The sequence below is a fragment of the Plantactinospora sp. KLBMP9567 genome, assembly GCF_033446045.1.
Taxonomy (GTDB): Bacteria; Actinomycetota; Actinomycetes; order Mycobacteriales; family Micromonosporaceae; genus Plantactinospora.
The window spans coordinates 165,422-178,255 of the sequence record NZ_JAWQRR010000006.1 but is presented as its reverse complement, the minus strand read 5'-3'; the positions used below and the strand labels follow the sequence as shown (position 1 = coordinate 178,255).

The window sequence follows — 12,834 nt, the reverse complement described above, 5'->3', positions numbered from 1 at the left end:
ACGAAGGAGTCTTGAAAGATGCCGGTATCGGTCACCATGCCCCGGCTGGGCGAGAGCGTCACTGAGGGCACCGTCACCCGGTGGCTGAAGCAGGAGGGCGACCGCGTCGAGGTCGACGAGCCCCTGCTCGAGGTTTCCACCGACAAGGTCGACACCGAGATCCCCTCCCCGGCGGCCGGCGTGCTGGCCCGGATCGTGGTGAGCGAGGACGAGACCGCCGAGGTCGGCAGCGAGCTTGCGGTGATCGACGGCGACGGCGAGGCGGGCGGCGAGGCCCGGCCGGCCCAGCCGGAGCCGGCCGAGGCCGAGCCGGCTCCGGCCACCCCGTCGGCCGAGGCGGCGGAGCCGGCCGGCCAGCAGGAGCAGGCCGAGCAGCCCGAGCCGGAGACGGTACCGGCGCAGACCGCGCCGGCCGGCGACTCGGGCACCGTCCTCAAGATGCCGGCGCTGGGCGAGAGCGTCACCGAGGGCACCGTGACCCGCTGGCTGAAGGAGATCGGCGACACCGTCGAAGCCGACGAGCCGCTGGTCGAGGTCTCCACCGACAAGGTGGACACCGAGATCCCCTCCCCGGTCGCCGGCACCCTGCTGGAGATCCGGGTCAGCCAGGACGAGACCGCGCCGGTCGGCGCCGACCTGGCGGTGATCGGTGCTGCCGGGGGCGCCGCCCCGGCCGCCGAGCCGGCGAAGCCCGCCCCGGAGGCCGCGAAGCCGGCTCCCGAGCCCGCCAAGCCGGCGGCGGAGCCGGCCCGGCCGTCGGCACCGGCTGCCGGTGCGTCGTACCAGACTCCGGCACCGGAGACCGAGCGTTCCGAGCAGCCGGTCCGGACCGAGCAGGCGGCCCAGCCGGCGCCGGCCCGTACCCCGGCCCCGGCGCCCGCGCCGTCCGGCGAGAACGGTGCCGGGTACGTGACCCCGCTGGTCCGCAAGCTCGCCAGCGACCAGGGCGTCGACCTCTCCACGGTCAGCGGTACCGGGGTGGGTGGCCGGATCCGCAAGCAGGACGTACTCGATGCGGCCGAGCGGGCCCGTGCGGCCGCGCAGGCCCCGGCCGCCCAGCCGGCCGCGGAGGCCGCCGCTCCGGCCGCACCGGCGCCGAAGGCGGCACCGAGCCCGCTGCGGGGCAGCACCCAGAAGCTGCCCCGGATCCGTGCGGTTATCGCCAAGCGGATGCAGGAGTCGCTGCACGAGATGGCGCAGCTCACCACGGTCGTCGAGGTGGACGTCACCAAGGTGGCCCGGCTGCGGGCCAAGGCCAAGGACACGTTCCTCCAGCGGCACGGGGTCAAGCTGTCGTTCCTGCCGTTCTTCACGCTGGCCGCCGTCGAGGCGTTGCAGACCTACCCGGTGGTCAACGCCCGGATGGACCTGGAGGCCGGCACGATCACCTATCCGGAGGCGGAGCACCTGGGCATCGCCGTCGACACCGAGCGCGGCCTGATGGTGCCGGTGATCCACAACGCCGGTGACCTGAACCTGGCCGGGATCGCCCGCCGGGTCGCGGACCTCGCCGAGCGGACCCGCACCAACAAGATCAGCCCGGACGAGATCGCCGGTGCGACCTTCACGCTGACCAACACCGGCAGCCGGGGCGCGCTCTTCGACACCCCGATCGTCCCGGCGCCGCAGTCGGCGATGCTCGGCACCGGCGCGGTGGTCAAGCGGCCGATGGTGATCACCGACCCGCAGCTCGGCGAGGTGATCGCGCCGCGCTCGATGGTCTACCTGGCGCTCTCCTACGACCACCGGCTGGTCGACGGTGCGGACGCCGCCCGGTTCCTGACCGCGATCAAGGAGCGGCTGGAGGCCGGCCAGTTCGAGGCCGAACTCGGGCTGGCCTGATCGCACCCACGCCCGTGCGGGGCGCCCGGCCGTCGGCCGGGCGCCCCGCGCCGTTTCGGCTGCACGCCGACACCGCCACCCGGCGGGTTGGGGCGGATCGGCGGTGCCGATCCGGGCCGCCCCGGGCGGAGTGGGCGAAGATACGCAGATGCGAATCCTGATGGCCGGCGCGTCCGGCTGGCTCGGCACCCGTCTGACCGATCGGCTCCGGGCGGCGGAGCACGACGTCGTCCGGCTGGTCCGGCGCCCCGCTCAAGGCCCGGACGAGGTGCGATGGGATCCGGCCGCCGGCCAACTCGACCCGGCGACGCTCTCCGGCGCCGACGCGGTGGTCAACCTGGCCGGTGCCAGCGTCGGCGACCGGCGCTGGACCAGCGGTTTCAAGGAGGTGCTCCGATCCAGCCGGGTGGACAGCACCGCAACGCTGGCCCGGGCGATCGCCGCGCTGCCGGCCGAGCAGCGTCCCCGGGCACTGCTGAACAGCTCGGCGATCGGCTGGTACGGCGACACCGGCGACCGGCCGGTCGAGGAGGACGAGCCGGCCGGCGACGGCTTCATGGCCGACCTGTGCCGGGTCTGGGAGGCGGCGACCGCACCGGCCGAGCAGGCCGGGGTACGGGTGGTACGGCTGCGCATCGGCCTGCCGCTGGAGCAGACCGGCGGGCTGCTGAAGCCGCAGTTGCTGCCGTACCGGCTCGGTATCGGGGGCAAGTTCGGCAGCGGCCGGCAGTGGATTCCGTGGATCTCGATGGCCGACTGGCTGGCCGCGATGACCTTCCTGCTGGACCGCGAGGACATCGCCGGGCCGGTCAACGTGGTCGGCCCGGCACCGGTGACCAACGCCGAGTTCACCAAGGCGCTCGGCCGGGCGCTGCGCCGGCCGACCGTGATGCCGGTGCCGGCGATCGCGCTGCGGATCCTGCTCGGCGAACTGTCGGTCGAGCCGCTGCGCAGCCTCCGGGTGCTGCCCGGGGTGCTGAACCGGGCCGGTTTCGAGTATCGGCATCCCGATCTGCCCAGCGCACTGCAAGCGGCGCTGACCAGCCGCTGAGCTGGAGGGCTGAGCAGGTCGGGCACTTGGCCCCGGAAACAGCCAACAGAAGTGAACGGTGTGCAAAGGTGGTTTCACCTTCTGTACCGGACAAAACCTCCGGCTCCGGACCGCCTCGCGGCGGTCCGGTCAGGAAGGCGATCCGCGCCGCGAGCGGCGCCGCGATGCTGGAGGCTCGATGACTACCCAGGACCGGACCCGCCGACCGGCCGTCCCGACCAGACCGCGCCGGGCCGTCGCCGCCGCGCTCGCGCTCTCCGCCGGCCTGGCCATCGGCGGTACGACGGTCGTCGCGGTCAGTTGGCCGGACGGCCGGACGGGCTTCGCCGTGGCCGCCGAGGAGCCGCCGGGACCCGGCACCGTCACCTTCCGGGTGGTACCCGTGCCGACGACCGCGCCACCGACACCCCAACCGACGGCACCCATCCCCGGGCCCCCACCCTCGGGCCACCTTCCGGTCACCGGCGGCGGTGCCCCACCCCCGGGGTGGCTGCCGGCCCTCGGCGCCCTGCTGGTGCTCACCGGCGCCCTGGTCGTGCTGGTCGCCCGCCGAACCCGCCGTCCCGGCGGCGCGGGACCCGCCGGGTAGCCGGACGGGTCCCGCGCCCTCCCGGTCAGCAGTCGCGCAGCTCCGGGGACTGGTTGCGGACCTGGGCGAGCGGCGAGACGAACCACTGGTACGTCGTGCCGCCCACCGCCGCCGGCCGGAACGCGGCCACCCGGTGGCAGTTCTGGAACGCGAGGCGAACCCCGAAGTGGCGTTCCAGCCCACCCCGGATGGCGTCACTGGCCAGTGCCCGGAGCAGTTGGCCCCGCTCCGCCTCGCTCGGCGGCGGTACGGCGTGGTCGGCGTAGTCGGCCGTGGTCGCGTGGACCCGGGCCGAGACCTCGGAGACCACCGCCCAGGCGTACGGCAGGGACCGCCGGACACAGTCGACGAACTCCTCGTCGTCGACCTGGCCGGCTTCGGCCCGCTCCAGCAGTGCGGTGGGTACGTCCAGGGACATCTCTCTCCTCCTGTCGTGGGTTCGACCCGCCCCGGGCCGGCTGGCCCGGGGCGGCGGCACATCTCGGCCGGCACCGGTCGCGGCACCGGCCGGCGCGGCGGTCAGCGGACCGGCGCCTGCGGCCCGGGTACGAAGTCGGGGTCCACCTGGCCGGCCAGGTCCTCGCCGACCCGGTCGTTGGCCCAGGCGGCCGCGTTGCGCAGGTGGAACTCCACCGCGTGCCGCTGGAAGGTCGCCCAGTCCTGCACCTGCTCGTCGACGGTGGCCCGGAGCAGGTCGAGCGCGGCCCGGTTGCCCGGCTCCAGGGTGTACACCGGCGCCGGTACACCCCGTTCGGCGCCCTTCACGTAGTCGGAGCGGGTCAGCCAGGTGAGCAGGTCGGCACCGACGTGCTGGCGCAGGAACTCCACGTCACCGTGGTCGTCGACCTTGTTGCCGACCACGTGCACCCGGACGCCGTACTCCCGGGCATAGCCGACGTACTGCCGGTAGACGCCGACGCTGCGCAGGGTGGGCTCGCAGACCAGGAAGGTCGCGTCGAACCGGGTGAACAGCCCGGAGGCGAACGAGTCGGCCCCGGCGGTCATGTCCACCACCACGTACTCCCCCGGGCCGTCGACGAGGTGGTTGAGCAGCAGTTCCACCGCACCCACCTTGGCGTGGTAGCAGGACACCCCGAGGTCGTCGGCACCGAACGGGCCGGTCACGGCGAGCCGGACGCCGGCCACCTCGCGGACCACCGCCGCGTACAGCGGGTTGTCGCCGTCGATCGGCAGCAGCCGGGAGCCGCGGCCGGGCGGGGTGGTCTTGACCATCGCGGCGGCCGAGGAGATCCGCGGGTTCTCGCCGCGCAGGTACTCCTTGATCTGTGGCAGGTGGTCGCCGAGCGTCGGCAGCCGGGCCGCCTCCGCCTCGGTGGCGCCGAGCGCGGTCCCGAGGTGCTGGTTGATGTCGGCGTCGATGGCGAGCAGCGGCGGCGGACCGCCGTCGGCCGGGCCGGCGGCGGCGAGATGCCGGGCGAAGAGGGCGGCCAGCGTGGTCTTGCCACTGCCGCCCTTGCCGACGAACGAGATTTTCACGGTACGGGTCCTCCGGTGCGTTCTGCGACGTTAATCCAATTGGAAATCATTTCCATAAGATCCGTCAAGGTTGCCCGCATCCTCGGCGTGTCGGACCGGGGTTGGTAACCTCCGGCCCGTGCCGCTCTCCCCGCCCGCGCTCGCCGGGCCGACCTCACCCCCGTCGCCCGCGCCCTCGGGCGCCCGGCGGAGTCGCCGGACCGACCTGCTCGTCGCGCTGGTCGCGATCGTCGGAGCGGGCTGGGTCACCAGCGGGCTCTGGCCCGACCCGAGCGGGCGGGCGATCACCGTCAACTCCAGCGACCAGGCCCTCTTCGAGTGGCTGCTCGCGTACGGCGCACACGCGCTCAGCCACGGGCAGAACCCGTTCTTCACCGACCTGCTGAACGTGCCGGACGGGGTCAACCTGGCGGTCAACACCTCGGTCACGGTGTACGCCGTCGTCTTCGCCCCGCTCACCTACCTGATCGGCGCCCCGGCCACCTTCCTGGTGATCCTCACCGGCAACGTCGCCGGCACGGCGTTCGGCTGGTACTGGCTGCTCTCCCGGACACTCGTCCGGAGCACCCAGGCCGCGGTCCTCGGCGGGCTGTTCATCGGCTTCGCGCCCGGCATCGTCGCGCACGCCAACGCCCACCTGAACTGGAGCGCCGGCTGGGTGGTCCCGATGTTGCTCTGGGGGGTGCTCCGGCTGCGCCGGCCCGGCCGGTGGCTGCCCGGCGGGCTGCTGCTCGGGGTGCTGGTCGCGATCGCCTTCTCGATCGCCGCCGAAGGACTCTTCTTCACCGCGCTGGCCTGCGGCGTCTTCTTCGGCACCTGGGCACTGGACCGGGGCCGCCGGGTCGAGGCGCGGGCCGCGCTGCCGGACTTCCTGCGCGGGCTCGGTGTCACCGCCCTGGTGGCGTTCGTGCTGCTGGCGTACCCGCTGTGGCTGCACTTCCTCGGCCCGCAGCGGTTCCACGGCACCGGTTTCGACCCGGTCATCCATGCCGAGGACATCGCCGCGTACGGGGCGTACCCGCAGCGGACCCTGGCCGGGGCGGCCGGGCTGGACACCTCGCTGGCACCGAACCCGACCGAGGAGAACTCGTTCCTCGGGCTGCCGCTGCTGGTGCTGGCCGTACTCTGCTTCGTCGTACTGTGGCGGCGCGCGGCCCCGCAGCGCCGGACCACCGTACGGGCGATCGGGGTGACCGCGCTGGTCTTCGCCGTACTCTCCTGGGGCCCCCGGGTGAAGATCTTCGGCGCGCACACCGACGTCCCGCTGCCGTACGCCCTGCTCGGCCACCTGCCGGTGTTCAACGCCGCCCTGCCGTCCCGGTTGGCCCTGGTGGTGGCGCCGCTGGTCGGGCTGCTGCTGGCACACACCGTCGACCTGCTCCGGGCCGGCCCGGTTTCCCGGCGGGCCAGAGCCGGCTGGGTGGCCGGGTTCGCCGTGGCACTCCTGCCGCTGGTGCCGGTTCCGCTGCTCAGCACCCCCCGGGAACCGATCCCGGAGTTCGTCACCGCCGGCACCTGGCGGCAGTACGTCTCGCCCGGCGGGGTGCTCACCCCACTGCCGCTCACCCTCGACCTGGCCCCGGACGGGCAACGCTGGCAGGCGTACGCGCTGAGTCACCGGCAGGGCGAGTTCCGCATCCCGTCCGGCTTCTTCCTCGGCCCCGGCGGGCCGGACGGCCGCGGCCGGATCGGGCCGGTGCCCCGGGCCACCGACGCGCTGCTGATGCGGGTGGCCGAGACCGGCGAGCGGCCGGTGATCACCGACGCCGACCGGGCCGCCGCCCGGGCCGACCTGCGCTACTGGCGGGTCGAGGCGGTGGTGCTGGCCGACCGGGTGCACGGGGCGAAGTTCCCGATCCACACCGACGCGCTGCGCGACGTCACCACCGCGCTGCTGGGTCCGCCGGAACGGGTAGCCGACGTCTGGCTCTGGCGCCTCACGCCGTGACGCCGCCATGATCCCGTGGCGTCCGGCTCGCCCCGGCCGCAATCTGGCCCGCCGGACGCCACGGGATGGCGCCACGGGATCATGTCGGACCGTTGTGCGCGGTGAGGATCCCGAGGGCGTAGGCGGTGGCGACCAGGGCGAGCATCAGCACCGCGACCCGGCGGAACCGGCGGGCCAACCCCGGCAGTTCGGCCGGCAGGGCGAAGACCCGGCGCGGCCAGCCCCGCCAGGAGACCCACCAGAACAGGCCGGTCGCGGCGGCCAGCAGCACCGCCTGGCCGGCGACCGATGCCCACCACCCGGCCGACCGCTCGGGAGCCAGCAGCACCAGGGCGAGCCCGGTCGCCCAGAGCACCCCGACCAGCCCCACCACCGGCCACCGGTTGCCGTGCGCCAGCACCCGCTGCGCGTCCTCCACCCGCTCCGGGTCGTCGACCATCCGGGACAGCTTCGGCTGCACCACGAAGAGGCTGTATGCCATCGAGCCCAGCCAGAGGGCCGCGACCGCGGCGTGCACCAGAACGACCCCGATCAGCAGCGCATCCACCCGGGCATCATGCCCGAACCGGCCCGCCGGGGCGACCCGTGGCTCCGGGGACCGGTACCGGCAGCAGCGATCGCCGAGGTCCGGTGACTCCGGCCACGAACCGGAGCGACCCGCCGGTAGCCGACTAGGCTGGACCGGTGAGCAGCACTGTTGCCGCGTTGACCAGCGTCCGGCTCGGGACCCTGGACTATCTGGCGGCCTGGGACGAACAGCGTCGGGTGCACGAGGCGGTGGTCGCCGGGGAGCGCCCGGACACCGTACTGCTGCTCGAACACCCGAGCGTCTACACGGCTGGCAAGCGCACCGAGCCCTGGGACCGGCCGATGGACGGTACCCCGGTGATCGACGTGGACCGGGGCGGCAAGATCACCTGGCACGGCCCGGGTCAGCTCGTCGGCTACCCGATCCTCACGCTCCCCGGAGCGGACACCGGGCTGCCGGTGGACGTCGTCGCCTTCGTCCGGCGTACCGAGCAGTTGCTGCTCGACGTCTGCACCGAGCTGGGACTCGGCACGGTCATGCTGGTGGAGGGGCGCAGCGGGGTCTGGGTGCCGGCCGACGAGCGCGGGCCGGAACGCAAGGTGGCCGCGATCGGCATCCGGGTGGCCCGGGGCGTGACCCAGCACGGCTTCTCGATCAACTGTGACTGCGACCTCGGCGCGTACGACCGGATCGTCGCCTGCGGGCTGCGCGACGTCGGGGTCACCTCGCTCACCGCCGAACTGGGCCGCCCGGTCACCGTCGCCGAGGTGCTGCCGGTGGTCGAGCGCCACCTGCCGACCCTGCTCCCCTGACCCCCGACGTCCAGAACTCCGCCGCTCACGGGGTCAGCCGGTGCAGGTCGCGCGGGAACGCGGTGACCTCGCGGACGTTCGCCACCCCGAGCAGCCGGGCCACCATCCGCTCCAACCCGATCGCGAAACCGCCGTGCGGCGGCATGCCGTGCCGGAACGCGTCCAGATATCCGGCGTACGGCTCGACCGGCTCGCCCCGGCCCGCGAGCGCGGCCAGGTAGTCGGCGTACCGGTGCAGCCGCTGCCCGCCGGTGACCAGCTCCAGGCCCCGGAACAGCAGGTCGAACCCGTTCGAGTACGCCGCTGCCGGGCCGCCCGACGGAGCGTCCTCGGTCGCCGGATGGGTGTAGAAGGGGCGCTTGGCCAGCGGATAGCCGGTGACGAAGAGGAAGTCCGACCCGTACTCGGCCCGGGCCCACTCGCCGAGCGCCCGCTCGTGCGCCGGGGCGAGGTCGGGCTCGTCCGGCGGCGCCCCGGCGACGGCCAGCGCCTCGGTGAAGTGCAGCGCCGGGATCTCGGGCGGCACCACAGGGATCTTCACCGGTGGCGTCGGGAGGTCCGCGAGCCGGCCGAGCATCCCGGCCAGCACCTCGCGGAGCAGCCGCATCACGTCCCGCTGGTCGGTGACGAAGCCGAACTCGACATCCAGCGAGGTGTATTGGGCCAGGTGCCGGGTGGTGTCGTGCGGCTCGGCCCGGAACACCGGCCCCACCTCGTAGACCCGCTCCAGCACCCCGACCAGCATCTGCTTGTAGAACTGCGGCGACTGGGCCAGGTAGCCGGGCCGGCCGAAGTAGTCGAGGGCGAAGACGTTCGCGCCGCTCTCGGTGGCCGCGGCGACAATCTTCGGGGTGTGCACCTCGACGAAGCCGAGCCGGTCGAGGGCCGCCCGGAACCCGGCCACCAGGGCAGCCGAGATGCGCAGCGCGGCGGCCCGGCCGGGGTGGCGCAACGCCACCGCCGCGTGGTCGAGCTGGGTGGGCAGCGCCGCGGTCAGCTCCGGGCGGTACACGTCGAACGGTGGCGGCACGGCCGGGTCGCCGAGCGGTCGTACCGTCGGGTCGACCAGCTCGACCCCGGCGGGCGCGGCGGGGTTGCCGACCACCCGGCCGGTCACCTCCACCACCGACTCCTCCGGCAGGTCGGCCAGCCGGGCCCGCAGGTCGGCGGCGGTCACCACCACCTGGGCGAGCCCGGCGGCGTCCCGCAGGATCAGGAACGTCACCGACTTGAGCTGCCGGCGCCGGTGCACCCAGCCGGCGGCCGTCACGGTCGCGCCGACGTGCGCGGACAGGGACGTGGAGAGGACACGGGACACCTGCGGTACTCCTCGAAGTGGTCGCGACGCGGTCGAGCCGACCTCGTCGTAAGGCCCCGGGGAGTGTGGGCGAGCGGGAACTCGCGGTGCCACCACACCTTCACCGCCGGCGTACGGCCGGCGGCCTCGTTCGTAGCCCGTGACGCGGGCCGGACGGCGGGTTCTACCAGGCGCCGGGACGCCGTTCTTCCCGCAGCTCGGGAGGGTCTTCCCAACCCGGCCGGAGATCACCTTCCAGCGACGGTGACTCTCTGGACTCCGGTTGTCGGGTGGTACTCGGATCCGTCAACGCTCTGCCCGGAGGCTAGCCGGACCGGCCACCGTTCCGACACCGAATTGAACCTTCGTCAACCTCCCCCTGCGGTCCGCCGTGGGGCGCATGCACCCGCGCTGCCCGGGTTGAAAGAGGTTCAGTATCCGCTTCCGGCGTGAGTGGTATCACCTGGTCCGGCACGTGAGTACGGTCGCCTCCGGTCGATCGGCCGACCCCTTGGCGCGTAGGCTCGGATTCGTGACCATCGAGCAAGCCGCGCCATCCACCGCCGCCGAAGCCGGAGGGATGAGCGTCGTGACCGCACCGGAGATCCGTACCGGCCATCCCGTCGCGCCGGAGGGGCGCCGGCTGCTGCGGGTCGAGGCCCGCAACGCGGCGACGCCGATCGAGCGCAAGCCGCCGTGGATCAAGGTCAAGGCGAAGATGGGTCCCGAGTACACCCAGCTCCGTGGGCTGGTCTCCCGGGAGGGTCTGCACACCGTCTGCCAGGAGGCCGGCTGCCCCAACATCTACGAGTGCTGGGAAGACCGGGAGGCGACCTTCCTGATCGGCGGTGACCAGTGCACCCGCCGGTGCGACTTCTGCCAGATCGACACCGGCAAGCCGGCCGACTTCGACGCGGACGAGCCGCGCCGGGTCGCCGAGTCGGTGGTCGCGATGGGCCTGCGGTACGCCACCGTCACCGGGGTGGCCCGGGACGACCTGCCGGACGGCGGCGCCTGGCTCTATGCCGAGACGGTCCGGCAGATCCACGGGCTGACCCGTCGGGAGCGGCCGGCCGGTGCCGACGGCGCCCTGGACGCGCTGCCGCACTGCGGGGTGGAGCTGCTGATCCCCGACTTCAACGGCAACCCGGAGCAGCTCGCCGAGGTCTTCGGCGCCCGGCCGGAGGTGCTCGCGCACAACGTCGAGACGGTGCCCCGGATCTTCAAGCGGATCCGGCCGGCGTTCCGCTACGAGCGCTCGCTCGACGTACTCAGCCAGGCCCGGGCGGCCGGGCTGGTGACCAAGTCCAATCTCATCCTCGGGCTGGGCGAGGAGCGCGCCGAGATCTCCCAGGCGCTGCGTGACCTGCACGCGGCCGGCTGCGAGCTGGTCACCATCACGCAATACCTCCGTCCGACCCCCCGGCACCACCCCGTCGAGCGGTGGGTCCGGCCGGAGGAGTTCGTCGAGCTGCGCGAGGAGGCCGAGGAGATCGGCTTCGCCGGGGTGCTGAGCGGGCCGCTGGTGCGGTCGTCGTACCGGGCCGGCCGGCTCTACCAGCAGGCCGTCGAGGCCCGGACGCTACCGGCCGGCACCACCGCCCGGTAGCCCGCCGCCAGCGGCGGCAACTCCGGCAGGGGTCCCCGCCAGCTCTTTTCCACCTTCGACCCGGCTCGCCCACGCCCGGTGGCGAACCGGGCCCGAGCCGTCGCACCGTGTTAGATTCCGGCCGTCAGCCGGGAGGTGCTTGCCGGCAACACGTCGAAGGTGATGAATAGAAGCATGACAGCACCCCACACCGTGATCATCGGCGCCGGCCCCGCCGGACTGACCGCGGCGTACGAGCTGACCAAGCGGAACGCCACCGTCGAGGTGTTCGAGGCCGACGACGTGGTGGGCGGGATCAGCCGTACCGTCGAACGGGACGGCTGGCGGTTCGACATCGGCGGGCATCGTTTCTTCACCAAGGTCCCCCAGGTCGAGGCGCTCTGGCACGAGATCCTGCCCGCCGAGGACTTCCTGCTCCGGCCCCGGATGAGCCGGATCTACTACCGCGGGAAGCTGTACGACTATCCGCTCAGGGCCGGCAACGCGCTGCGCAACCTCGGCATCGTCGAGGCGCTGCGCTGCGTCGGCTCGTACCTCTGGGCCAAGGTCGCGCCGCCGAAGGACCAGTCGCACCTCGCCGGCTGGGTCACCGCCCGGTTCGGCCGGCGGCTCTTCGAGCACTTCTTCAAGACGTACAACGAGAAGCTCTGGGGCGTACCGGCCACCGAACTCTCCGCCGACTGGGCGGCGCAGCGGATCAAGAACCTGTCGCTCTCCAGCGCCGTACTCAACGCGCTGCTGCCGAAACGCAACCAGAAGGACATCACCAGCCTGATCGAGGAGTTCAACTATCCCAAGCACGGCCCCGGGATGATGTGGGAACGCTGCGCCGAGCACGTCGAGAAGCGCGGCGGCCGGATCACCCTGAACACCGGGGTCACTGCCGTGCACCGGGCCGACGGCCGGGCGGTCGCGGTCACCGTCGACGGGCCGGGCGGGGCGCGCCGGGTCGACGCCGACCACGTGGTGTCGTCGATGCCGATCTCGCACCTGGTGCTGGCGATGGACCCGCCCGCCCCACCGGCGGTACGCGCCGCCGCGAAGGAGCTGTTCTACCGCGACTTCCTGACCGTCGCGCTGGTGGTACCGGCCGAGTTCAGCTTCCCGGACAACTGGATCTACATCCACGCCCCGGAGGTGAAGGTCGGTCGGATCCAGAACTTCGGCTCCTGGTCGCCGTACCTGGTCAAGGACGGTCGGACCTGCCTCGGGCTGGAATACTTCCTCAGCATCGGCGACGAGCTGTGGAACAGCCCGGACGCCGACCTGGTCGCCCTGGGCACCGCCGAGCTGGAACGGCTCGGCCTGATCCGCCCTGGCGCGGTCGAGGCCGGCTACGTCGTCCGGATGCCCCGCGCGTACCCGTTCTACGACTTCGCCTACAAGGAGAACGTCGCGACGATCCGTGGTTGGCTCGCCGCCGAGGTGCCGAACGTGCACCCGGTCGGCCGCAACGGGATGCACCGCTACAACAACGCGGACCACTCGATGATGACCGCGCTGCTCTCGGTGTCGAACATCCTGGACGGCACCGACCACGACGTGTGGACGGTGAACGTGGAAGAGGAATACCACGAGGAGAAGGGCCCGGGCGAGCACGGCACCGGCCGGGCCGCCCCGGTGCTGCCCCGCGACCCCGTCCCGAGCTGACCCCGGCCGA

11 protein-coding genes are annotated in these 12,834 nt (G+C 73.1%); 7 read left to right on the top strand and 4 right to left on the bottom strand.

Features of this window, described 5'->3' with window-relative positions; genetic code table 11:
* Positions 1-18: 18 nt before the first annotated feature.
* From sucB to R6Y94_RS03605, 3 genes are all read left to right on the top strand, one after another.
* Positions 19-1,842, top strand: coding sequence for a 2-oxoglutarate dehydrogenase, E2 component, dihydrolipoamide succinyltransferase (sucB, locus tag R6Y94_RS03615; RefSeq protein WP_318394303.1), 1,824 nt, complete (start codon positions 19-21; stop codon positions 1,840-1,842).
* Positions 1,843-1,990: 148 nt separating this feature from the next.
* On the top strand, positions 1,991-2,893 hold the full coding sequence (locus tag R6Y94_RS03610; RefSeq protein WP_318394302.1) for a TIGR01777 family oxidoreductase: 903 nt from the start codon (positions 1,991-1,993) through the stop codon (positions 2,891-2,893).
* 178 nt (positions 2,894-3,071) lie between these two features.
* The gene (locus tag R6Y94_RS03605; RefSeq protein ID WP_318394301.1) at positions 3,072-3,482 is read left to right on the top strand and encodes a hypothetical protein; all 411 of its coding nucleotides are present in this window, start codon (positions 3,072-3,074) and stop codon (positions 3,480-3,482) included.
* 25 nt (positions 3,483-3,507) lie between these two features.
* Here R6Y94_RS03605 and R6Y94_RS03600 read toward each other — a convergent pair whose 3' ends face one another.
* Positions 3,508-3,900 (bottom strand): SCO5389 family protein, encoded by a 393-nt coding sequence (locus R6Y94_RS03600; RefSeq protein WP_318394300.1) that lies wholly within the window; start codon positions 3,898-3,900, stop codon positions 3,508-3,510.
* A 101-nt stretch (positions 3,901-4,001) separates the two neighbouring features.
* A complete protein-coding gene (locus tag R6Y94_RS03595) occupies positions 4,002-4,979 on the bottom strand; it encodes an ATP-binding protein (protein ID WP_318394299.1) in 978 nt (325 codons plus the stop codon).
* Positions 4,980-5,097: 118 nt separating this feature from the next.
* Here R6Y94_RS03595 and R6Y94_RS03590 point away from each other — a divergent pair, with 118 nt between their 5' ends.
* Positions 5,098-6,927, top strand: a complete 1,830-nt coding sequence (locus R6Y94_RS03590; protein ID WP_318394298.1) for a DUF2079 domain-containing protein — start codon at positions 5,098-5,100, stop codon at positions 6,925-6,927.
* A 79-nt stretch (positions 6,928-7,006) separates the two neighbouring features.
* On the opposite strand, the gene R6Y94_RS03585 is transcribed toward R6Y94_RS03590, so the two are convergent.
* Positions 7,007-7,474, bottom strand: coding sequence for a hypothetical protein (locus tag R6Y94_RS03585; RefSeq protein WP_318394297.1), 468 nt, complete (start codon positions 7,472-7,474; stop codon positions 7,007-7,009).
* A 137-nt stretch (positions 7,475-7,611) separates the two neighbouring features.
* On the opposite strand from R6Y94_RS03585, the gene lipB reads away from it, so the two are divergent.
* Positions 7,612-8,268, top strand: a complete 657-nt coding sequence (lipB, locus tag R6Y94_RS03580; RefSeq protein ID WP_318394296.1) for a lipoyl(octanoyl) transferase LipB — start codon at positions 7,612-7,614, stop codon at positions 8,266-8,268.
* A gap of 25 nt (positions 8,269-8,293) precedes the next feature.
* Here the strand turns inward: lipB and aspS are convergent, their stop codons facing one another.
* Positions 8,294-9,586 carry an aspartate--tRNA(Asn) ligase gene (gene aspS / locus R6Y94_RS03575; protein ID WP_318394295.1) on the bottom strand — a complete coding sequence of 431 codons (1,293 nt, stop codon included), beginning with the start codon at positions 9,584-9,586 and terminating at the stop codon, positions 8,294-8,296.
* Positions 9,587-10,145: 559 nt separating this feature from the next.
* Between aspS and lipA the strand changes: the two genes are divergently transcribed.
* The gene (lipA, locus tag R6Y94_RS03570) at positions 10,146-11,174 is read left to right on the top strand and encodes a lipoyl synthase (RefSeq protein WP_318394598.1); all 1,029 of its coding nucleotides are present in this window, start codon (positions 10,146-10,148) and stop codon (positions 11,172-11,174) included.
* A gap of 174 nt (positions 11,175-11,348) precedes the next feature.
* Positions 11,349-12,824 carry an NAD(P)/FAD-dependent oxidoreductase gene (locus tag R6Y94_RS03565; RefSeq protein ID WP_318394294.1) on the top strand — a complete coding sequence of 492 codons (1,476 nt, stop codon included), beginning with the start codon at positions 11,349-11,351 and terminating at the stop codon, positions 12,822-12,824.
* Positions 12,825-12,834 lie beyond the last annotated feature (10 nt).